Here is a 22,252-nt window from a genome sequence, read left to right on the forward strand (position 1 = left end):
AAAATATAATATTTATATTTGTTTTAAACCTAATACAAAAAAATAATATGATTGTTCAAGACGTCATAAATTACTTAGAAGAATTAGCTCCTTTACAATATGCCGAAGATTTTGATAATGTTGGCCTTTTAGTTGGTGATAAAAAAACAAAACTCACTGGAGTATTAGTAACATTAGACACGCTTGAAGAAGTTGTAGATGAAGCTATAGCAAAAAAGTGTAACCTTATTGTAAGCTTTCATCCTATTATTTTTAAAGGCTTAAAAAAACTTAATGGCTCTAATTATGTCGAAAGAGTTGTTATAAAAGCAATTAAAAACAATATTGCTATTTATGCCATTCATACAGCTTTAGATAATTGCTTACAAGGTGTTAACGATATTATTTGTAACACTCTTGGACTAACAAATAAAAAAATATTATTACCTCAACAAGGAACAATAAAAAAACTGACAACTTATGTCCCTAAAAAAGATGCAAAAACATTAAGAGTAGCATTATTTAATGCTGGAGCAGGGCAAATTGGTAATTATGAAAACTGTAGCTTTAATAGTGATGGCGTTGGCACATATAAAGGCAATGAAAATTCCAATCCAGTTATAGGCACTAAAGGCAAATTACATAGTGAAGAAGAAACACAAATTTCGGTAACTTTCCAGAAACATTTAGAATCTAAAATTTTAAAATCGCTTTTTGAGAATCATCCTTATGAAGAAGTTGCTTTTGAGGTTGCTACCTTAGATAATTATAACCAAACTATTGGTATGGGAATGGTTGGAGAACTTGAAAATGAGCAGAAAACAGAAGATTTTTTAAACTTTGTAAAACAAAAAATGAATGTTTCTTGTATTAAGCATTCAAATATTACAAAAAAAGAGGTTAAAAAAATTGCTGTATTAGGAGGCTCTGGAAGTTTTGCCATTAATGCAGCAAAGTCAGTAAACGCTGATGTTTTAATAACTTCAGATCTTAAATATCATGATTTTTTCTCAGCAGAAAATCAAATAATTTTAGCAGATATTGGCCATTATGAAAGCGAACAATTCACAAAAAACTTTTTAGCTGACTATCTATCAAAAAAAATTACTAATTTTGCAGTCGTTTTATCGATGATAAACACCAATCCTGTAAAGTATTTATAATTATGGCAAAAAAAGCTGAACTTTCTGTTGAAGAGCGATTAAGAGCTTTGTATGATTTACAATTAATTGACTCAAGAGTTGACGAGATTAGAAACATAAGAGGAGAGCTTCCTTTAGAAGTTAGAGATTTAGAAGATGAAGTTGAAGGTTTAAATACCAGACTTGAAAAGTTAAACAATAGTCTTGAATTGATTGATAACGATATCAAAGCAAAAAAGAATTTAATTGAAGAAGCTAAAACTTTAATTAAAAAATATGCTGAACAACAAAAGAATGTTAGAAATAACAGAGAATTTAATTCATTAACTAAAGAAATTGAATTTCAAGAATTAGAAACTCAATTAGCTGAAAAGCATATTAAAGAATTTAAAGTTCAGATTGAGCAAAAAAAGGAAGTTATTTCTGAAACTAAAGACAGACTTAAAGATCGTCAAACTCACTTAAAGCATAAAAAAGGTGAATTAAACGCAATTTTAGCTGAAACTGAAAAAGAAGAAACAGCTTTAATTAAAAAATCTGAAGAGTTCCAAAATCAAATAGAAACTCGTTTAGTTGAAGCATACCACAGAATTCGTCAGAATGTAAAAAACGGATTAGCAGTTGTACCAATTGAAAGAGGTGCTTCTGGAGGTTCTTTCTTTACAATTCCACCTCAAGTGCAGGTAGAAATAGCTTCTCGTAAAAAAGTTATTACTGATGAGCATAGTGGTCGTATCTTAGTTGATGCACAACTTGCTGAAGAAGAAAAAGCAAAAATGGAAAAAATGTTTGCTAAGCTAGCATAAGCAAACATCAAATTATACCAAAAGCCTTCATCTAAATGAAGGCTTTTTTATTTAGTATAATTTTCACATTTAAACCTTTAAGGTTTTATAGTTTTGTTCGACTACTAAAAGAAAACTATAATTATGAAAAACATATTCACTTTTATTTTTGTTACTCTTTTGTTTAGCTGTCAGAATAATGCACAAGTTAACAGCAAACAACAAGCTGTTATTGATGCAAAACCTATTGAAGTAGCTTTAGAAAACGGAAAAGCAAAAGCATATTTTGCAAGTGGATGTTTTTGGTGTGTTGAAGCTATTTACGAAAGCATTAAAGGGGTTGACGAAGTTATAAGTGGCTATTCTGGTGGTTACACAAAAAGCCCAACTTATGAATCTAGTAATACAGGTAGAACTGGTCATGCTGAAGCTGTTGAAGTCATATATGACCCTAAAATAGTGAGTTTTGCTACTTTAGTAGATGTCTATTTTGGTTCTCAAAATCCAACACAGGTAAATGGACAAGGCCCTGACAAAGGTTCGCAATATCGCTCCATTATCTTCTATCAGAATGATGAGCAAAAACAAATTATTTTAAAGAAGAAAGAAGCACTAGCCAAACAGCTAAATACTAAAATAGCTGCCGAAGTTTATCCTTTTCAAAAATTTTGGGTAGCCGAAGATTATCATCAAAATTACGAGCGTTTACATCCTGAAAATCCATACATCCAAAATGTATCTATACCAAGATTAAATAGGTTTAAAGCTAAATTTCCAGAGTTATTAAAAAGCAAACATTAAAACTTTGTTGCCTTAATTTCAAAAATTAAAGGATACAGTTTATCTTTTGTTGCATACATTCCAGATTTAGTTTGCTCTAAGTCTGGCAATACATTATAAGGACATTCGTCATACTCATTTAAATAATCAATATGCAAACCTGCCTCAGTAAGCGCGTTTATAACTTCGCTTAAACCATGATTCCAGCCATATTCTTTACTTGTCATTTTTGCGTCTTGGTTGGCATAAGTTCCTTCATACTCTTCATAAATAACTTCGTCTTGCATATAACCATATCTCATAATTGATTTCCCTTCACGATAGTCAAACATCCAAACAATTGGATGAAATTCTGCCATGTAAAATGTTCCTCCCTTCTTTAAACGCTCGGCAATCATTTTTCCCCAAGGCTTTAAATCTGGTAACCAACCAATAACTCCATAACTAGTAAAAACTATATCAAACGTGTTGTTTACATATTTCGAAGTTTCTAAAACATTACAACATACAAACTCAGCATCAAGTTTTAATTCTTTATTTAATTGCTGCGCTAGTTTAATACCTTCATCACTCAAATCAACTCCAACACATTTAGCTCCTAACCTACTCCAGCTTAATGTATCTTGCCCAAAATGACATTGTAAATGCAGTAAAGATTTATCTTTAACATCACTCAGAGCCTTCAACTCATAAGACATTAAAGAAGATTTCCCTTCTTTAAAAGCCTTTATATTATACATATCACTTTTAGAGTGTTCTTTCACTTTAGTGTTCCAAGTTGCTCTATTGGTTTCAAAATAATGGTTATTATCACTCATAGTTTTTAAAATTTCACAACTAAAATAAAATAAGTTCATCAATTACAATAGCTTTCTTAACTTTGAATAAAAATACTATGAAAAATTCTATTGCATTATTCATTCTACTTTTAATAGTCTCTTCTTGTAAAGAGGAGAAAAAAGAAACTATTAAAGAACTTTCTATTGCTGAAAAAATAGCAAATGCTCACGGTTTTGAACATTGGAATAAGGTAAAATCTTTTGAATTTACATTTGGTGGTAAAGCAGATGATCCTCAAAGTGGTCGTGCTTGGGTATGGAATCCAAAAACCAATGACATTAAATTAGTTCGTGATAGTGTAGTTACAGTGTATAATAGGAATAATATGGACTCAATAGCATTAAAAGCTGATAGAGGGTTTATAAATGATAAATTTTGGGCGTTAATTCCATTTCAATTAATTTGGGATGAAGGCACTACAATTTCTGAAGTAGAAAAATCTCAATCTCCAATTAAAAAAGAAAAACTCAACAAAATTACTATTTTGTATTCTAATGAAGGTGGTTATACTCCTGGTGACGCATATGACATTTACTTTGATGATAATTATATTATTAAAGAATGGAGCTATCGTGAAGGAAATACTACCGAACCGTCATTATCAAACACTTTTGAAAATTATCAAGAATTTAATGGCATAAAAATAGCCCTAGAACATAAAAAAGCAGAAGGTGATTGGAATCTCCTTTTAAGAAATATTAAGGTAGTATTGGAAGAATAATTTTACTTCAAAACATCTAAAACTTACAATTAAGACGTATATATTGTATAAATATTCCGCAGTATGCGTCTATATATATTTAAAGTGCTTCATCTAACAAGTTGAAGCACTTTCTCTTTTTTATCCAACAAAATTTTGTTTTACATGTGTTCCATCACAAAATGGTTTATTGTTAGATAGTCCACATCTACAAAATGCAGTTGTTCTGTTTTTAGTTTCTTGCTTACCATCTTTATGAGTCACTTTTAATGTTCCATAAACCAATAAAGGACCATTCTCAACTACCTCAATTTTTGTTTCCATACTTTCTGATGTTTTATCACCTTCAGCATTCATATAAAAACTTAAAGCACCAGATGGACATTGTTTTACTTGATTAACAATTGCCTGTGTGTTTTCGGCATCAATTTTAATCCATGGTCTATCTTTAGGCTGAAAAACTTTTGGTAAACCTTTAGCACATATTGCAGAGTGAATGCATTTTTCTGCTTCCCATACAACTGTAACTTCTCCGTTTGAATATTCTTTTGTTTTGCTCATACCAAATAATTTGTATTAAATATACAAAAAAACTAAGTTCAATTTATCGCTTAACTAAGTGTTCATTTCTAAATTTATAATTGCTATTTTTGTTGGAAACCGAAAAACAATTCGCCTTGTCCAACTATAAATTAGGTCTTGATTTTGCTAAGGAGCTAGACCAAAACGATAAATTATCTCATTATAGAAGTCAATTTCATATTCCAAAAGATAAGGATGGAAATGATTGGTTATACTTCACAGGAAACTCTTTAGGGTTGCAACCTAAAAACACAAAAAAATATATAAATCAAGAATTAGAAGATTGGGCAAATTTTGGTGTAGAAGGTCATTTTGAAGCTAAAAATCCTTGGATGCCTTACCATGAGTTCTTAACGGAATCTATGGCAAAAGTTGTAGGCGCAAAACCTATTGAGGTTGTTGTTATGAATACACTTACCACGAACTTGCATTTACTAATGGTGAGTTTTTATCAACCAACAAAAACCAAGTATAAAATAGTTATTGAAAGTGATGCATTTCCTTCTGATAGATATGCAGTACAAACCCAATTAAATTTTCATGGTTTTGATGCTACTGAAGGCTTAATAGAGTGGAAACCTCGCAAAGGTGAAGAGCTTTTACATATTGAAGATTTAGAAACTATTCTTAAAGAACAAGGAGATGAAATTGCTTTGCTACTTATTGGTGGTGTTAATTATTACACAGGACAATATTTAGATATAAAAAAAATTGCCGAATTAGGGCACGCTGAGAACTGTATGGTTGGTATCGATTTAGCACATGGCGTTGGAAATATAAAACCAGAGCTTCATGATTCTGGAGTAGATTTTGCTGCTTGGTGTACTTATAAATATTTAAACTCAGGACCAGGAAGTTTAGGCGGACTTTTTGTACACGAAAAGCATGCACATAATAAAAAATTAAAACGATTTGCTGGTTGGTGGAGTCATAACAAATCTACACGTTTTAATATGCGACAACCATTAGACGTAATCCCTGGAGCCGAAGGCTGGCAACTAAGCAATCCTCCAATTTTATCAATGGCAGCTATAAAAGCATCTTTAGATATGTTTAATGAAGTTGGGATGGATGCTTTAAGGGAGAAGTCTGAAAAACTAACAGGTTACTTTGAGTTTTTAATTAATGAATTGAATAACAACAAAATCAAAATCATAACACCATCAAATCCTAAAGAAAGAGGTTGCCAACTTTCTATTCAGGTAAAAGATGCTGATAAAGATTTACATAAAAAATTAACCAAAGCGCATATCATTACAGATTGGCGAGAACCAGATGTTATAAGGTGTGCTCCTGTTCCATTATACAACACCTTTGAAGATGTTTACAGAATGGTTGAAAAATTGAAAGCTATTTTAAATGAATAAACAACAAAACATACTCATCATTGGCGCTGGGCTTTGCGGAAGTCTTCTTGCATTACGTTTAGGGCAACGTGGCTACAATGTTACTGTAATGGAAATGCGTCCAGATTTGCGAAAAGTAAATATCTCTGCTGGTCGCTCAATAAATCTAGCTTTTTCAGATCGTGGTAATAAGGCTATGAAATTGGTTGGTATTGAAGATAAAGTTAAAACACTTTGCATACCTATGAATGGCAGAATGCTTCATGATATAGAAGGCAATACCATTTTAGCACCTTACAGTGGTCGTGAGCACGAATTTATTAATTCAATCTCAAGAGGAGAACTTAATGCATTGTTGCTAGATGAAGCCGAAAAGCATAAAAATGTAACCATACATTTTAATAGAAAATGTAAATCTGTAGATTTCGAAAATACAACAGCTACTTTTAAAGATTACGAAAATAATGTAGAATTTATTGAAGATGCAGATGCTATTTTTGCAACAGATGGAGCTGGTTCTGCAATGCGAAAAAGTTATTTTCTAGGCAAAAAATTCTTGTTCAGTTTTTCACAAGATTATTTAACCCATGGCTATAAAGAGTTAAGTATACTTCCTGCCGAAAATGGAGGCTACAAAACTTATAAAAATGCACTTCATATTTGGGGAAGAGGCGATTTTATGCTCATTGCATTACCTAATTTAGATGGTAGTTTTACTGTGACATTGTTTTTAAGTTTTGATGAAGGCGAATACAATTTCAATAACCTAACTACTAAAGAACGTGTATTAGAATTCTTTGGTAAATACTTTAAAGATGCTTTAGAGTTGATGCCAAACTTAGTAGACGACTTTTTTGAAAATCCAACGTCACCATTAGGAACCGTAAAATGTTCGCCTTGGCATTATAAAGGCAATACACTATTAATGGGAGACGCAGCACATGCCATCGTCCCTTTTTATGGCCAAGGTATGAATGCCTCTTTTGAAGATGTTGTAGAATTTGATAAAGTTTTAGATGAACATCATCAAAATTGGGAAAGCGTTTTTAAAGCTTACGAAAAGACTCGTAAAAAAGATACAGACGCTATAGCAGATTTAGCTATTGATAATTTTCATGAAATGAAAGATCATGTAAACAATGCTATTTTCAGAGAAAAACGTAACTTAGAGATGGCTTTAGAAAAAACATTTCCTAATGAGTATTCTTCAAAATATTCGTTAGTTACCTTTAACGAAGATATAGGTTATAGGCAAGCAATGTTACAAGGGAGAGCTCAAGACAAAGCAATTTTAAACTTACTTGCAGACAAAGACATTAATATTAATGATGATTTAAAAATCATCTTAGAAAAAGTTAAAGCAGCTACTAAAAACATATTAGAAGACGATAAAATTGCAGGATTAAAATAACTTAAACTATGAGTGAAAAAATAGTAACACCAAGAGGTGCTTATCCTCACACAAAACGCGTTGGCGATTTTATATTTGTTTCTGGAACTAGTTCTCGTCGTGCAGACAATACTATTGCAGGCGTTGATATTATTGACGAAATGGGAACCAAACGTTTAAATGCTGAAGTACAAACACGTGAAGTAATTTTAAATATAGAAAAGAATTTAGCTAAAGAAGGTGCTTCACTTAAAGATGTAGTAGATGTCACTTCTTTTTTAGTTAATATGAATGATTTTGCAGGCTATAATAAAGCTTATGCCGAATTTTTTGACAAAGAAACAGGCCCAACACGTACCACAGTTGCTGTACATCAATTACCGCATCCAGATTTGGTAGTTGAAATTAAAGTGATGGCCTATAAAAAATTGTAGTTTGTTAGTTTATAAATACAGAGATGCAATTGATATTAAGTTTGAAGGGCAAAAAATCTCAAACTTTGAAAGAGATTTGATTTCAATTGAAAAGAATTATTTCTGGGGAACTTATTATAAGGATTTGAATGATCCTTGCGAAGGGTTAATTTCAACAGATAGATTTACTAGTCAATCTAATTCATTAAAATGGTTATTTGGTAGAAAGAAAACTGAAAGTTTTATTAAAGTCAAAGATGCTCTTGAAAATCTAATGAAGCAACTTGAAAAGGTTGGAATTTATTCATTATCAAAAACTTATAATAATGAATTATTATGGGCTCATTATGGAAATTCTCATAAAGGTTTTTGTATTGAATATGATTTAGAATTATTAACAAAAAATTATAAACATAACTTTTCAGTTATTTATAATAACAAAATACCTGAAATTGGCATAGAAGACATTGCTATCAAGTCAAATGATCTTATAAAAAAAATGTTTGGTTATAAATATGAAAAATGGATTTATGAAAAAGAATATAGAATTATAACTGACGATTTTGGAATTAATAATTATTATTATCAATCAGTTAAATCTATTTATTTTGGATTAAATATGAGTTTAAACCAAAAAAATGAATTAATGAACAGATTAAAAGGTAGAGGTATAAAATATTTTCAAATGATACAATTGCCAAAAACTTATAAATTTGAAGCAGAAGCAATTGATGATATTAACACCAATAAAGTGACATATTTAAAAGAAATTCCAAAAGAAATAACTGGTGGGATTTCAATAAATTTTAAAATAATTAAACAAAATTATTGGGCAATAAAAGGAAGAGGTGATGTCGAAATTGAAATTGAAAAAATAATTAAAGAAAATGAATTACTTTGGTTAGCGAATGAAATTAAAGATAATTTATTTTACAATGCCGAAAACGTAATTATGGTACATTATATAGCAAATAAAAACAAAGATATGGCATGGGCAACTACTCACTATCAAGATGGAAAAATTAACCTTAATATTAATGGTCTAATAGAATAAAGTGAACATCCAAAACTACATAAACGGTAATTTCCATAATCCAACGTCTAATGAATGGATAGACAACTATTGCCCTTCTAATGGTGAAGTATATGGAAAAATCCCAAACTCATCTAAAGACGATATTGAAAATGCATATATAGCTGCAAAATCTGCTTTTCCTAGTTGGTCTCAAACTACTTTAGAAGAACGCAGTAGAATAATGATTAAGATTTCCGAATTACTTGAAGCCAACCTACAGCGTTTTGCTGAAGCCGAAAGCAAAGACAACGGAAAACCAGTGAGTTTAGCAAAATCAGTTGATATACCAAGAGCAGCGAGTAATTTTCGCTTTTTCGGAAATGCCATTACCCAATTTGCAAGTGAAAGTCATGAAAGTGTTGGGCAAGATGCTGTAAATTACACGCTACGCCAACCAATTGGTGTTGTTGGTTGTATAAGTCCCTGGAACCTTCCACTCTATTTGTTTACCTGGAAAATTGCTCCAGCAATAGCAGCAGGAAACTGTGTGGTAGCCAAACCAAGTGAAGTGACACCAATGACAGCTTACCTTTTGAGTGAGATACTAAATGAGGCTGGCCTCCCTAAAGGCGTTTTAAACATTGTACATGGATTGGGCACAACAACTGGTCAAGCTATAATTGAACATCCAGATATTAAAGCTATTTCGTTTACTGGAGGTACAGCAACAGGAGCTCATATTGCTAAGGTAGCAGCTCCAATGTTCAAGAAATTATCTTTAGAATTAGGTGGTAAAAACCCAAATATCATTTTTGCAGATTGCGATTATGAAGATATGTTGGAAACAACTGTTCGCTCATCATTCGCAAACCAAGGACAAATATGTTTATGCGGAAGTCGCATTTTTGTTGAAGCTTCTATTTATGAGAAATTCAAAAAAGATTTTGTTACGCGAGTTAAAGCATTAAAAGTTGGACATCCTTCAGAAGATTCAACCAATATAGGAGCTTTAGTATCAAAACCTCATCTTGAAAAAGTAATGGATTATATAAACATTGCTAAGCAAGAAAAAGGAACAATACTTTGTGGAGGAAAAAAAGTAATTGTGAATGGCTATGAAAATGGATACTATTTAGAACCAACAGTTATTGAAGTCCAAAATGATGAATGTAGAGTTAATCAAGAAGAAATTTTTGGGCCAGTAGTAACCATTATGCCTTTTAGCACAGAAGATGAAGTGTTACAAATGGCAAACAAAGTAAAATATGGCTTATCTGCTACACTCTGGACTAATAACCTAAAACGCACTATGCGAATGAGTAGCCAATTACAATCTGGAATTGTTTGGGTTAACACTTGGATGATGCGCGATTTAAGAACACCTTTTGGTGGTGTAAAAGCATCTGGTGTTGGGCGTGAAGGTGGATTTGAAGCCTTACGCTTTTTTACTGAAGCAAAAAATGTGTGTATTAAATACTAATTGACATAAATAAATTTCAATGAAAAAAATATTCTTATCAATTATTGTAATTCTTCTTTTTAATTTTTCTTTCAGTCAAGACAAGTTGTTGACTTTTGAAAAAAATGATTACTCAATTAATTACCCAGACACTTGGAAATTAGATACTTCTGGGCAAATGGATTCAGAGTTTATACTCTTTTCTGCACTAACTTCAAACGATGAATTTAGAGAAAACATTAACTTGGTCATTCAAGATTTAGGAGAGCAAAAAATGACTATGCCTGAATTTGTAAAGCTTTCAGAAAGCCAAATCAAAGCTTATACTAGTAATGGAAAAGTTATTGAGAGTAAAGGTGATAATTTTTCACACTCAATCGTTTTTAGTGGGTTTGTTGCTAATAATGATTTAAAATTTAAGCAGTTATATTTTTTAAAAAACAACAAAATATATGTAATTACATTTACAGCTTTAGAAAACTCTTATGATTCTTACTTAAAAACAGGAAACGAAATTTTAAATAGTTTTAAACTTAAATAAATGAATTTAAACTTAAATAATAAATATGCTTTAGTTTGCGGAAGCACAGCAGGAATTGGTAGAGCAACAGCAATTGCATTGGCACAAGAAGGTGTACAAGTAACTTTAGTTGCAAGAAATGAAAGCAAACTAAAAGAAGTACTAGCAGAATTACCCAGCCAGAGAAAACATAATTACATAGTTGCAGATTTTACTAATCCTGAAGAATTAAAATTAAAGGTATCTGATTATATATCAAAAAACCATGGGTTTCATGTTCTTGTTAACAATACAGGTGGTCCAAAAGCTGGAACTGTTTTAGATGCAAATTTAGACGAGTTTGAAAGTGCATTTATTCAGCATTTAAAGTGCAACCACGTATTAGCACAAGCTGTTATTCCTTTTATGAAAACAGAAGGTTATGGTAGAATAATTAATATGATATCAACTTCGGTTAAACAACCTATTGAAGGCTTAGGTGTAAGTAATACCATTCGTGGTGCTGTAGCAAATTGGAGCAAAACATTAGCTACAGAAGTTGGACCTTTTGGAATTACAGTAAATAATGTACTTCCAGGAGCTACTGCTACTGAACGACTAACTTCAATTCTTCATAATGTGGCAAAAAAAATAAATGGTTCTTACGAACAAGCTGAAGCTATGATGAAAAACGTTACACCAGCAAAACGATTTGCCGAACCTGAGGAAATAGCTAATGCAGTGGTATTTTTAGCAAGTGAATGCGCTGGATATATTAACGGAATTAACCTTCCTGTTGATGGTGGACGAACAAAATCTTTGTAACTTTATATCATAAAATTTTTGAATTATGAGCAACTTAGTATCTCCTTTAAATTTTAAAGATTGGATTGAAGAAAACAGACACCTTTTAAAACCACCAGTTGGTAATAAAGTTGTGTGGAAAGATGGCGATTTTATAGTAATGGTTGTTGGTGGACCAAATAGTAGAAAAGACTACCATTATAACGAAACACCTGAATTTTTCTATCAAATTGAAGGTGATATCGTATTAAAAATTATTGATAAAGGCACTCCTAAAGATGTGCATATAAAAGAAGGTGATATTTATTTATTACCACCTAAAGTTCCACATTCTCCTCAGCGAGGTGCAAATACAGTAGGTTTAGTTATTGAATATAAAAGACCTGAAGGTATGCGTGATGCTTTACTTTGGTTTTGCGAAAACTGTGTAACAAAATTATACGAAGAAGATTTTAAGGTAGAAAATATTGAAACAGATATGCCTAAAATTTTTGATAAATATTATGGTGATAAAGACAAACGCAGTTGCCCTAATTGTGGCGAAATAATGCAACCACCTAAAAAAGTTCAGATAGACTAATTATGAAACGCAAACTAAGAATAAACGGTCACTCTCACCTACTACCTTATCCTGAGGAAATTCCTCAGTTTATGAAAGACAAAGGTATTTTTTGGGTAGATAAAGACCGAAAGTTCATGCTTCAAAAAGATTGGAGTCGACCAGTTACAGACTCTAGTTTCTTTTTAGATGAAAAACTAGCATGGATGGAACGCTTTAAAATTGACCATGCAGTTGTTTTAAACCTTTCTCAATTATATGGTAATGGTTTGCGAGTGGAAGAAATGAAGCAAGCCTTGCGTTTTCAGAATGATTTTAATGCAAAAATTCAGAGAGAAAACCCAAGTAAGTTTACATGTGGTTTTGTTGTTCATCCAGGTTTTGTAAGAGGAGCTTGTTGGGAAATTGAGCGTTGTGTTGAAGAATTAGGCATGCAATTATTGTGCTTACCAACTCACTATATGGATACTATTGGTACTTGGCGCTGTATTTTTGATGAAGAAAACGAACCTATTTTTGAGTTAGCTAATAAATATAATCTTGCAGTAGAAATCCATCCTTATGATGGTGAAAAATTCATAAAATTAGAAAATACTTCTTGGCGTTTTCATTTAATTTGGATGTTAGCACAATGTGCAGATGCATATCATTTTTTAACTTTAAATGGCTACCAAGATAAATACCCAAATATGCGCACTTGCTTTGCTCATGGAGGCCAATTGGCACAAATTAACTTAGGAAGACGTATACAAGGATTTGATGGACGACCAGATTTGTTTGAAGGCAAGCACCATCCTAGAAAAGCAGTTGGGCATAAAAATATCTTTTTTGACACATTAGTTCATGATACTGGTGGTTTACAATTACTAATTAAAAACCAAACCTCAAAACAAGTTTTAATGGGATTAGACGACCCTTATCCTTTAGGAGAAATGGAAAGTGCTCAACAATCATCTTATCCTGGTAAAATATTAGATTTAGCAATAGAACGTAATATTATTACCGAAGATGAACGCGATGCTATTTGGGAAGATAACGTTATACAGTGGTTATGTGGTGATGATGAAGCTGCCAAGCAAAGACTGATTAATCGAATTTTAAGTTAATGCACTTTTTACCAAAAAAACTAGACGATTATGTTGTGGCTCATTCTGAAGAAGAACCAGAATTATTACAACAGCTTACTCGCGAAACTTATCAAAAAATATTACAACCTATTATGCTTAGTGGACCATATCAAGGTCGCGTTCTAAGTATAATCTCAAAATTAATAAGACCAAAAACCATATTAGAGTTAGGCACTTTTACAGGCTATGCAACACTGTGTCTAGCTGAAGGCTTACAAAAAAATGGCGAAATACATACTATAGATGTTAATGAAGAACTATTAGATTTTCAACGTAAGTATTTTGACAAATCTGATTATGGAAAGCAAATTCATCAACATTTAGGCAATGCAATAGATATTATACCTACTATAGATAAAACCTTTGATCTTGTATTTATTGATGCTGATAAACCAAACTATATTAACTATTTTCATTTAATTATTGAGAAACTAAATCCTGGAGGCATCATACTTTCTGATAATGTGCTTTGGCACGGAAAAGTTATTGAACCTCTTGATGACAAAGATGTTTCAACCAAAGCTATTTTAGATTATAATACACTTTTAAAAACCGACGATAGAATAGAAACTGTTTTACTACCTATTAGAGACGGATTAACAATTAGCAGAAAAAAGTAATCTTTTAATTTTAAAAAAACATTTATGGAAAACATAAAAGATGCACAAAACGAAATGTCTAAAAACTATGCAAATGGTTCAACAGGTATAATAATTTCAGGGATTGTTTGGTTAATTTCTGCATTAATAATTGTATTTGCAACACCTAAATCAGGAGTTTGGTCGCTACTAATTGGTGGTGCACTAATTTTTCCTTTAAGCCTGTTAGTTAATAAATTAATAGGTCTTTCAGATTCGCACTCTAAAGACAATCCTTTGGGAAAACTTGCAATGGAAGGCACTTTTTTAATGCTTATGTGTATACCTATTGCACTTTTATTGTCATTTCAAAACATTGAATGGTTTTTTCAAGCTATGATAATGATTATTGGAGGTCGTTATTTAACCTTTCAAACGTTATATGGCAATAAATTATATTGGCTATTAGGTAGTTTGCTAGGTATTTCTGCCTTTATTCTGTTTTCTTTAAAGGCAGATGCCTTTTCGTCTGTTTTATCAGGTGCAATAATTGAAATTGTTTTTGGTAGTTATATGTTTTTTAATTTTAAAAAAACTCAAACTAAATAACGTTAAAACGAATTCATATTAGGTTGTTGGCCTCAATTTGAGAAAAACCTAGAAAATAAAAATGACAAAAGAATATTTAAGTAAAAATCCGAAAGAATTGTTCTGGTTATTTTGTTTAGGAATTCCTTTTTTGATTTGGATTTACTCAATAGGAATTGAACTGAATAGGAAAATCCCTGAAAGCGGAAGACTAAATAAAATAACTCTTATTGGACTCATTGCATATCCGATTATTTATATTCCAATTGGATTAACTTTATTAATATCTGGAATTTCGGATATGAATGCGATTTTGCCTTTTCATTTCGGAGCTATAATTTGTATGTTTTTATTAGTAATTTTGACATCAATGACAATAATAAAATTTGAAAAAGCAGAAAAATTAAAACAATCAAATGGAATTGGGTTGTTTTTTGGAATTTGCTATTTTATCATTGGTGTTTGGTATATACAGCCGAAATTGAATGAATATATAAAGTTGATAAAATAAAAATCTGTGGGTGACACAGTATAGAGGACATTGTCTATTTTAGATTGCTTTCTCATATAACCACGCAACTATTCTAAATAAAACACTTAAAAAAACCTACAAAAAAATCCTCTCCAAAAAACTTGAAGAGGATTTTAAATAGAATTAAAAGTTATTATTGTACAGCTTGTAATGCGTCAATATTTCCATATCCAAAGCTACTATTTCTACTAGGATAAAATTCTGAAGATTGCTTTAAACGATTTAAAACTTGAGTCCTTGTCCAACTTGGATATTTAGACCAAACCAAAGCAGCAATTCCTGCTGTAGTTGCAGTTGCAACAGATGAACCACCTGTATAACGTCTTTCTCCATTATAAAAACCTAAAACAGGTGGTGCTTTAGACGTATCATTATCACCTTCCATTATTATAGTAAAATCTATTTTATCACCACTATGGCAAGTTTCACAACGCTCGTAAGTTAACCCATCATTTACTCCAGTAACAGCTACTGTTTCGCTCATAGTTGCTGGAAAAATAACACCAAACCCATTTGTAAAACTTGTTGAAGTTCCTCCAGCTGCAAAAATTAATTTTCCTTTACTGTATGCATATTTTACTGCATCTGAAATGTTACCTATTGACCATATATACCCAATAGACATTGAAATGATTTTAACATCACTTCTATTACCTAATTGTGTTAACGCATCTGATACTCCTTTGCGTTCATGATAATCGTTAAGTAAAACATCTTCTGTAGCTCTATATGCAACTAAATTTGAATTATATGCTACACCTACAGGCATTCCGTTATCATTTCTTGGAGCTGCAATTGTCGATGCCATTGCTGTTCCGTGACCACATTTATCATGTGGACCATCATAGTTACTAGACCACCACCAAGCAGAGTCAATGAAAGTACCATACTTTTGTACAAACCTTCCACTTGAATAACCATCATTAAAACCAACTGAATTTAGTAATTGCTGTGATTCAGAAACACCAGTATCAATTAATCCAACGGTTACTCCTGAACCAGTACTGTAATTCCAAGCTTGTTGTATATTATGCTTGTTAAAATGCCAAGATACTTGAGCATTATTTGGAGCAATTGTAGTATAGTGAGCAGTATTTATGGTTTCTCCATTTTTACTACATCCTGAGCTAGACCGTTGGTATTGATCATTAGTATAATGATTGTACCCATTAGGTTCTATATATCTTACATTCTTACTTTTACGTAAAGCTATTATTGTTTCTATTGACTTAACTTCAATATCAAAAACATTTATAATTTGATGCTCAACAATTGTTAATTTGTCTTTACTTATTTTTTCATTTTTAGATATAAGCGAAACTAATTCGTCTTTTTTATTTATTAAACTTTGACTTCTGTTTTCACTAAAAATTTCGTTTTCACTACCATATCCTACGGTTAAAATGTTATTTCCATGAACTAAAGCGCTCCACAAAAAATGAGCGTCTGTATTACTCCAATTAAAATTTCCTTTAGTGGATAGTGTTTCGCTTATTTTACTATTAATTTCAGAAATACTTAACGGATCTTTCTGATAATTTACAGATTCTTCTTGTACTATTTCGTCACTTTTAGAACAAGCAACTATAGTAATTAATAAAAGAATAAATGATTTAAAAAGTAGTTTTTTCATTTAATGATATTTAGATGGTTAATAGTATTCTAAATATATTAAATATTTTAATTGAAAAATGATATCAATGAAGATTGGTATATACTATAGCTCTCGCTTTACAGATCCCATAGCATCTTCAACCTCATCTTTAACTTTGTCTACTTCTTCTTTAAAGTTTTTAGTGAAGTCTGATGTATCTATACCATGTTTATGTGCACTTTTAGTCACCTCACTTTTTATATCGTTTGAGGCATCTTTAAGCATACGCATTCCTTTGCCTAAACCTCTGGCAATTTCTGGTATTTTATCGGCTCCAAAAACCATGACTACTATAAATAGTATGAACATAATTTCGGTTGTACCAATAAATAAAAATGTAGTTAATAGTATCACAATGCAAATATACTAAGTTGTTTTGTTAAGATTATATAATGTATGTAGAATATTTTTATAATGAGGAAAGTAACTTTAACTACAACTAAGCTAGTCTTTTTTTATTTGAAGATTAGCTTTATATACGTTCAGCTTTTCTTGAAGAAATTCTAATATAGCTATATGGTTATTAATTTTACATAAGTTAGAAAAATTCTCATCTTCAGAACAGAAATAAAAAAACTCAGATCTTAGCTCTTCGTCTAAATCACTATCATTAAAAAGTAACTCTGAAAAATTAGAAATAATTTTCGACATGCATTCGTCTTGTCGTTCTAATTTAACCTGATTTTTAAGCATTTTTGTTCGTCCTGATATTGCATTTATAATTGGGTTTAGTGATAAGCCTACTCCACCTCCACCTAACGAACCACCAACTGTTGGGTTTAAATCTGATGCTTCTTTTAACCGCCTTTCATTTTGTGTAAGTGGCTTGCCTGTATAACCAGGAATACCTAAATCGTAAAAATTTATATCTCGTTCTGCTTCAGAATTTTCAATATCAGATAATAAATCGCCTGTCAATATTTTACCAACAACAACTTCGTCTAATTGGTTTACAAGTTCTTGTAAAAAAACAGTTACAGATTTAGACTTTACAATTGATGCATTTATAATAATTTCTTTGGGTTGATACTGAATTCCACTAATTATTATAGTGTCATTTAGTTTAGCAGGAATAATAAACTCACCATTACTATTTGTTATGGTAAATCTGCTTGCAGTTTTATTAATAATATGAATACCTTCAAGATCATCTGGAGCAATAACTTTACCTTCTACATCTATGTTTTGGGCATTAGAAATAGAAAAGCATAAAAATATAATTACAAAGAAGAGTTTACTAATGCTTCCCATCTAAGCTTTCTAAAAATTGTTTGCTTTTTTGAGTTAAGAACTCTAAAAACTGCATTTCTTTTCCTGCTTTTAGTAGGTTATAATCTAAACCATTATTTTCAACAAAAGCAATAAACTCATCTATCTTGTCTTTAGGAATTTCAAAATTGGTTAGTATATACTGCGAACTATAATAATCTCTTAATCCTGATGTAGGAATATCTGGAACTTTGTCTTTAATGTTCTCCTTTTTTGATTTATCAGATTTAAAAAGCGGCTTTAATAACATACCAATAATTGCAATGGCATCTGCTTGGTATCTTATATCATTTCCTGGTCCACGCATAGCAATATTTTCCACTTTAGACTTATAATCGTCAGGAAACTCATAATCACTAAAATTTTGTATTCCAAAATAAATAGCATCCATATTAGGATTAAAAGTTCTAACACTCTCTATATCTACAGCCAAATTTCCTGTAAGATCGTATGGTAAAATAACAACTTCATCTAGCTTATTTACTTTTTCAACCAAAAAGACAGTCATTTTTTTAGATTTAATAATGTTCTCATCTATTGTAACCGTAAAATCCTGAAATTGCAACGCCCTAAATTCAACAATATCGTTTAAAGCCACATTTAATAAAAATTTACCGTTTTCGTCTGTAACTGTACCTTTATTAGAAGATGAATTATAAACTGTAATTCCTTCTAAATCATTGCTATCAACAACAATTTTTCCAGAAATTTCTATACGCTCAAGATCTTGTGCTGAAATTGTAAAAAAGGAACTAAAAAGTAGTGTAAAAAGTAAAAGTCTTTTCATTAAAATTGGTTTTAAAAGATAAAGTACGGTTTTCATATCTTAATTAAAATGCAAAACATATCTAAACTTTTGTTAAAAGGATACTTTACTTAAATTTACAACAAATTAACCGAGATGAAAAATATAATCATAGCAAGCACATCTACAATTCATGGTAGTGGATATTTAGAATACATTTTAGATGAATTAAAATCTTTTTTTAAACACACAGATGATATTTTATTTATCCCATTTGCAAGACCTGGTGGAATAAGTCATGATGAGTACACAAAAAAAGCTAATGAAGCTTTTAGTAAAATAGGAAAAAAAGCTAGAGGAATTCATGAATTTGAAAACCCAATTGAAGCTTTAAAAAACGCAAAAGGAATTTTTACAGGAGGTGGTAATACGTTTGTTTTAGTAACACAGTTATATAAATTTAATTTAATTGAGCCTTTAAAAGATGTTATACAAAATGGCACTCCTTATCTTGGCACAAGTGCAGGAAGCAATATTTGTGGATTAACTATAAACACTACTAACGACATGCCTATTGTGTATCCTCCAAGCTTTAAAACTTTAGGTTTGGTTCCTTTTAATATAAATCCGCATTATTTAGACCCAGAACCTAATAGCAAACATATGGGAGAAACCAGAGAAACACGAATACAAGAGTTTCATGCGTTTAACTCACCTCCAGTTGTTGGGTTGCGAGAAGGAAGCTGGCTACAAGTTAAAGATGAATCAATTGTATTAAAAGGCAGTTTATCTGCAAGAATATTTGAATACAATAAATCGCCTTACGAAGTAGAGTCTAACACAGAGTTAAATACACTTAAATAAAAAAGCCTCACATTTCTGTGAAGCTTTAGAGCGAAAGACGAGGGTCGAACTCGCGACATTCAGCTTGGAAGGCTGACGCTCTACCAACTGAGCTACTTTCGCATTCTTGAGGCAAATATATATAAACAGGTATTCATTTTAAAGAAAAAATTAAAGCTTTTTTAAAAAATGATAGCCAAGTATTTGAAAGCCTTCATTGTAATAAAATTTATGTGAAGGATAATTTTGAACATATGTATTCAATTCCATGGTTTCATACCCTTTTTGCTTAACATATTCGTAAAGCCAATTAAAAAATTGTTTCCCTAAACCTTTACTTCTGTAGCTATCATCAATATAAACATGATCTACTTCAACGCTTCTTCCTGAGTAATGCCTTGTACAATACCAAAGCCCTGTAACACCAATAAGTTTATTGCCATCATAAATAACTGCACACTCATAATTTTGAGTAACCATTTCTGAAAATCGTTGCTTTAACAGTTCATCAGAATTTTTATTATTGGTTAGCTTCTGAATTAATGGAATAATAGAATTGATTTCCGTTTTATCAATAATTTTGAATGTAAATGGCATTGTAGTAAAAAATTTAAGTGAATATAAATAATTTACTTCAAAGATAAATTAGTTAAGTTTGAGCAACACTATTTTACTAAATGAAAAAAGAATCTAACTATACAATTAAGCAAATATCTTCAGTTAAAACTTATATTGTAAGGCATCCTGTTTTGCGCGAAGGACGACCAATTGAAGATTGCGCTTTTGATAATGACGATTTAGAAACAACATTACATTTTGGACTCTATACTAATAATGATTTGGTTGGTGTCGCTACTTTTTTATTAAATAACAACCAATTATTTTCTGAAACTAATCAATATCAACTTAGAGGAATGGGAGTTTTAAAGTCACATCAAGGTTTTGGCTTTGGAGACTCACTTTTACAATATGGCGAGCAACAAATAAAGCTAAAAGATGGCGCATTAATTTGGTTTAACGCAAGAGAGATAGCCATTGGTTTTTACGAAAAAAACAATTATCAAACAATAGGTGATTCTTTTGAAATTAAGGGAGTTGGCAAACATTATGTAATGTATAAGAAGTTATAATATGTAAATCTTTTGTAAATTGTAACTCTAATTTTTTTTAATAAATGAGACGCGGTAATTTAAAAATAAGACTATTAATAGGTGCAGCCATCGTGATTTTTGCAATTGTAAAACGATGTAACAGTAAAGAAACTAACCCTTATACTGGTAGAGTACAAACTATTAATATGACTTCAGATCAAGAAATAGCAATTGGTTTGCAAAGTGCTCCACAAATGGCTCAACAATATGGAGGATTATATCCAAATTCAGAATATCAAGCTATTGTTGATAATGTTGGACAAAAATTAGTTAATTCAAGTATAGCAAAACAAACACCTTACAAATATGAGTTCCATTTATTAGCAGATCCAAATACAATAAATGCATTTGCACTTCCTGGTGGACAAATTTATATAACCTATGCTTTATTTTCTAAACTGCAAAATAGAGACCAACTTGCTGGAGTGTTAGGTCATGAGATTGGTCATGTGTTGGGTCGTCATTCTGCCGAACGAATTGCTGAAAGTGAATATTGGCAAACACTATCAACTGGAGCTTCAGTTGGTGCTGATATGGGAGGATTAGTTAATAGTTATGGACAACAAACTTTATTAACTAATGGTCGTGGCGATGAACTTGAAAGTGATGAGCTTGGTGTAAAATTTATGTTAGATGCTGGTTATAATCCCGAAGAAATGATTGGTGTTATGAAAATATTAAAAGCTGCAGCTGGACCGAGTAGAGTTCCAGAAATGCAAAGCACACATCCAGACCCTGAAAACAGAATAGAAAAAATTAAAGAAGCCATTGAGAAATATAAAAAAGCGTCTAATTAAATTAAACGCTTTTTTTACTAACTCAAACTTTCTGCTTTAATACTAAGATTCTAAACCTTCTAAATATGACAATGCATCTTTAGCATTAGATAATTTAGCATAGTCAAAAGCAGTCATACCTTTATCAGACTCTTTTTCGATGTTGGCACCTTTTTCTATTAAAAGTTTAAGGATTTCTACTCTGTTATACTTTGCAGCATACATTGCTGGTGTCATTCCGTTTGATTTTTGATTAACATCAGCACCAAACTCTATTAGTTTTTTTACAGTATCTAAATCGCCTTTAATGATAGAAATACAGAAAGGGCTAACAGATGATTTTGTTTTAACAAACTCAGTAGCGTTAGAGTTTGTAATTTGATTCGAAGCTTTTAAAGTAGTCATTGAAAACCCTAAAGCAATTGCGATAATAACGATTGTTTTTTTCATGATGAGTGATTTTTAAATTGATTGTTTTTATTTGATTACACTAAAGAGACGACTTTAATTCTTAACTGTTACAGAAAAATTTATATATAACATTTATTTAACTAATTGTAAACAAATATGTTAAGAGTATCAAAAATTCAACAATTACCATAACAAACAATTTGAGTAATATTAATTTTACCATAATTTTAAACATTTTGTACTCTTCTTTAAAGTTATTAGTTTATTAAACTTTTATCTTTGACA

27 protein-coding genes and 1 tRNA gene are annotated in these 22,252 nt (G+C 31.0%); 19 read left to right on the top strand and 9 right to left on the bottom strand.

Translation table 11 applies throughout. The features are described from left to right. Positions 1–47 precede the first annotated feature (47 nt). From IEW41_RS03930 to msrA, 3 genes are all read left to right on the top strand, one after another. The gene (locus IEW41_RS03930) at positions 48–1,142 is read left to right on the top strand and encodes a Nif3-like dinuclear metal center hexameric protein (protein ID WP_188605028.1); all 1,095 of its coding nucleotides are present in this window, start codon (positions 48–50) and stop codon (positions 1,140–1,142) included. Between the two features lie 2 nt (positions 1,143–1,144). Continuing rightward, on the top strand, positions 1,145–1,927 hold the full coding sequence (locus IEW41_RS03935; RefSeq protein WP_188605029.1) for a zinc ribbon domain-containing protein: 783 nt from the start codon (positions 1,145–1,147) through the stop codon (positions 1,925–1,927). Between the two features lie 123 nt (positions 1,928–2,050). Then, the gene (gene msrA, locus IEW41_RS03940; protein WP_188605030.1) at positions 2,051–2,707 is read left to right on the top strand and encodes a peptide-methionine (S)-S-oxide reductase MsrA; all 657 of its coding nucleotides are present in this window, start codon (positions 2,051–2,053) and stop codon (positions 2,705–2,707) included. On the opposite strand, the gene IEW41_RS03945 is transcribed toward msrA, so the two are convergent. Next, positions 2,704–3,504, bottom strand: coding sequence for a class I SAM-dependent methyltransferase (locus tag IEW41_RS03945; protein WP_188605031.1), 801 nt, complete (start codon positions 3,502–3,504; stop codon positions 2,704–2,706). The two genes, msrA and IEW41_RS03945, sit on opposite strands and share 4 nt — an antisense overlap. Before the next feature lie 77 nt (positions 3,505–3,581). On the opposite strand from IEW41_RS03945, the gene IEW41_RS03950 reads away from it, so the two are divergent. Further along, entirely contained in the window at positions 3,582–4,247 is a 666-nt protein-coding gene (locus IEW41_RS03950) for a hypothetical protein (protein ID WP_188605032.1), read from the top strand. Between the two features lie 120 nt (positions 4,248–4,367). Here IEW41_RS03950 and IEW41_RS03955 read toward each other — a convergent pair whose 3' ends face one another. Beyond that, entirely contained in the window at positions 4,368–4,787 is a 420-nt protein-coding gene (locus IEW41_RS03955; RefSeq protein ID WP_188605033.1) for a (4Fe-4S)-binding protein, read from the bottom strand. Positions 4,788–4,903: 116 nt separating this feature from the next. Here IEW41_RS03955 and kynU point away from each other — a divergent pair, with 116 nt between their 5' ends. The 12 genes from kynU (at position 4,904) to IEW41_RS04015 (ending at position 15,097) form a co-directional block, all read left to right on the top strand. Continuing rightward, on the top strand, positions 4,904–6,175 hold the full coding sequence (gene kynU, locus IEW41_RS03960; RefSeq protein WP_188605034.1) for a kynureninase: 1,272 nt from the start codon (positions 4,904–4,906) through the stop codon (positions 6,173–6,175). Next, positions 6,168–7,565, top strand: a complete 1,398-nt coding sequence (locus tag IEW41_RS03965; protein ID WP_188605035.1) for an FAD-dependent oxidoreductase — start codon at positions 6,168–6,170, stop codon at positions 7,563–7,565. Before kynU ends, IEW41_RS03965 begins: the two co-directional genes overlap by 8 nt. Positions 7,566–7,573: 8 nt before the next feature. Then, positions 7,574–7,978 carry a RidA family protein gene (locus IEW41_RS03970; protein ID WP_188605036.1) on the top strand — a complete coding sequence of 135 codons (405 nt, stop codon included), beginning with the start codon at positions 7,574–7,576 and terminating at the stop codon, positions 7,976–7,978. Position 7,979: 1 nt separating this feature from the next. Next, the gene (locus tag IEW41_RS03975) at positions 7,980–9,011 is read left to right on the top strand and encodes a DUF2971 domain-containing protein (protein ID WP_188605037.1); all 1,032 of its coding nucleotides are present in this window, start codon (positions 7,980–7,982) and stop codon (positions 9,009–9,011) included. 1 nt (position 9,012) lies between these two features. Beyond that, positions 9,013–10,452 carry an aldehyde dehydrogenase gene (locus IEW41_RS03980; protein ID WP_188605038.1) on the top strand — a complete coding sequence of 480 codons (1,440 nt, stop codon included), beginning with the start codon at positions 9,013–9,015 and terminating at the stop codon, positions 10,450–10,452. Positions 10,453–10,471: 19 nt separating this feature from the next. Further along, entirely contained in the window at positions 10,472–10,972 is a 501-nt protein-coding gene (locus IEW41_RS03985) for a PsbP-related protein (RefSeq protein ID WP_188605039.1), read from the top strand. After that, positions 10,973–11,755 carry an SDR family oxidoreductase gene (locus IEW41_RS03990; RefSeq protein ID WP_188605040.1) on the top strand — a complete coding sequence of 261 codons (783 nt, stop codon included), beginning with the start codon at positions 10,973–10,975 and terminating at the stop codon, positions 11,753–11,755. A gap of 25 nt (positions 11,756–11,780) precedes the next feature. Next, positions 11,781–12,314 (top strand): 3-hydroxyanthranilate 3,4-dioxygenase, encoded by a 534-nt coding sequence (locus IEW41_RS03995; protein ID WP_188605041.1) that lies wholly within the window; start codon positions 11,781–11,783, stop codon positions 12,312–12,314. 2 nt (positions 12,315–12,316) lie between these two features. Then, positions 12,317–13,399, top strand: coding sequence for an amidohydrolase family protein (locus tag IEW41_RS04000; RefSeq protein WP_188605042.1), 1,083 nt, complete (start codon positions 12,317–12,319; stop codon positions 13,397–13,399). Then, positions 13,399–14,040, top strand: coding sequence for an O-methyltransferase (locus IEW41_RS04005; RefSeq protein ID WP_188605043.1), 642 nt, complete (start codon positions 13,399–13,401; stop codon positions 14,038–14,040). The genes IEW41_RS04000 and IEW41_RS04005 overlap by 1 nt, the downstream gene beginning before the upstream one ends. 24 nt (positions 14,041–14,064) lie before the next feature. Next, complete coding sequence (locus IEW41_RS04010; protein ID WP_188605044.1) at positions 14,065–14,607, top strand: DUF7010 family protein; 543 nt, start codon at positions 14,065–14,067, stop codon at positions 14,605–14,607. Positions 14,608–14,668: 61 nt separating this feature from the next. After that, complete coding sequence (locus tag IEW41_RS04015; protein WP_188605045.1) at positions 14,669–15,097, top strand: hypothetical protein; 429 nt, start codon at positions 14,669–14,671, stop codon at positions 15,095–15,097. Between the two features lie 154 nt (positions 15,098–15,251). Here IEW41_RS04015 and IEW41_RS04020 read toward each other — a convergent pair whose 3' ends face one another. The 4 genes from IEW41_RS04020 to IEW41_RS04035 form a co-directional block, all read right to left on the bottom strand. Continuing rightward, entirely contained in the window at positions 15,252–16,751 is a 1,500-nt protein-coding gene (locus IEW41_RS04020; protein ID WP_188605046.1) for a S8 family peptidase, read from the bottom strand. An 84-nt stretch (positions 16,752–16,835) separates the two neighbouring features. Further along, positions 16,836–17,081, bottom strand: coding sequence for a Sec-independent protein translocase subunit TatA/TatB (locus IEW41_RS04025; RefSeq protein WP_229660159.1), 246 nt, complete (start codon positions 17,079–17,081; stop codon positions 16,836–16,838). 135 nt (positions 17,082–17,216) lie between these two features. After that, positions 17,217–18,023, bottom strand: coding sequence for a carboxypeptidase-like regulatory domain-containing protein (locus tag IEW41_RS04030; protein WP_188605048.1), 807 nt, complete (start codon positions 18,021–18,023; stop codon positions 17,217–17,219). Then, complete coding sequence (locus tag IEW41_RS04035) at positions 18,010–18,828, bottom strand: carboxypeptidase-like regulatory domain-containing protein (RefSeq protein WP_188605049.1); 819 nt, start codon at positions 18,826–18,828, stop codon at positions 18,010–18,012. The genes IEW41_RS04030 and IEW41_RS04035 overlap by 14 nt, the downstream gene beginning before the upstream one ends. Positions 18,829–18,942: 114 nt before the next feature. Here IEW41_RS04035 and pepE point away from each other — a divergent pair, with 114 nt between their 5' ends. Further along, positions 18,943–19,650 (top strand): dipeptidase PepE, encoded by a 708-nt coding sequence (pepE, locus tag IEW41_RS04040; protein ID WP_188605050.1) that lies wholly within the window; start codon positions 18,943–18,945, stop codon positions 19,648–19,650. Between the two features lie 29 nt (positions 19,651–19,679). Here pepE and IEW41_RS04045 read toward each other — a convergent pair. Together IEW41_RS04045 and IEW41_RS04050 are read right to left on the bottom strand one after the other, a co-directional pair. Continuing rightward, positions 19,680–19,752: transfer RNA gene (locus tag IEW41_RS04045), tRNA-Gly, on the bottom strand. Between the two features lie 48 nt (positions 19,753–19,800). Next, positions 19,801–20,226 carry a GNAT family N-acetyltransferase gene (locus IEW41_RS04050; protein WP_188605051.1) on the bottom strand — a complete coding sequence of 142 codons (426 nt, stop codon included), beginning with the start codon at positions 20,224–20,226 and terminating at the stop codon, positions 19,801–19,803. A gap of 80 nt (positions 20,227–20,306) precedes the next feature. Between IEW41_RS04050 and IEW41_RS04055 the strand changes: the two genes are divergently transcribed. After that, complete coding sequence (locus IEW41_RS04055) at positions 20,307–20,759, top strand: GNAT family N-acetyltransferase (RefSeq protein ID WP_188605052.1); 453 nt, start codon at positions 20,307–20,309, stop codon at positions 20,757–20,759. Between the two features lie 44 nt (positions 20,760–20,803). Beyond that, positions 20,804–21,577, top strand: a complete 774-nt coding sequence (locus IEW41_RS04060) for a M48 family metalloprotease (protein ID WP_188605053.1) — start codon at positions 20,804–20,806, stop codon at positions 21,575–21,577. Positions 21,578–21,619: 42 nt separating this feature from the next. Here the strand turns inward: IEW41_RS04060 and IEW41_RS04065 are convergent, their stop codons facing one another. Further along, positions 21,620–22,006 carry an ankyrin repeat domain-containing protein gene (locus IEW41_RS04065; RefSeq protein ID WP_188605054.1) on the bottom strand — a complete coding sequence of 129 codons (387 nt, stop codon included), beginning with the start codon at positions 22,004–22,006 and terminating at the stop codon, positions 21,620–21,622. Positions 22,007–22,252: the final 246 nt, after the last annotated feature.

This window comes from Aquaticitalea lipolytica (assembly GCF_014641635.1).
Classification (GTDB): domain Bacteria; phylum Bacteroidota; class Bacteroidia; order Flavobacteriales; family Flavobacteriaceae; genus Aquaticitalea; species Aquaticitalea lipolytica.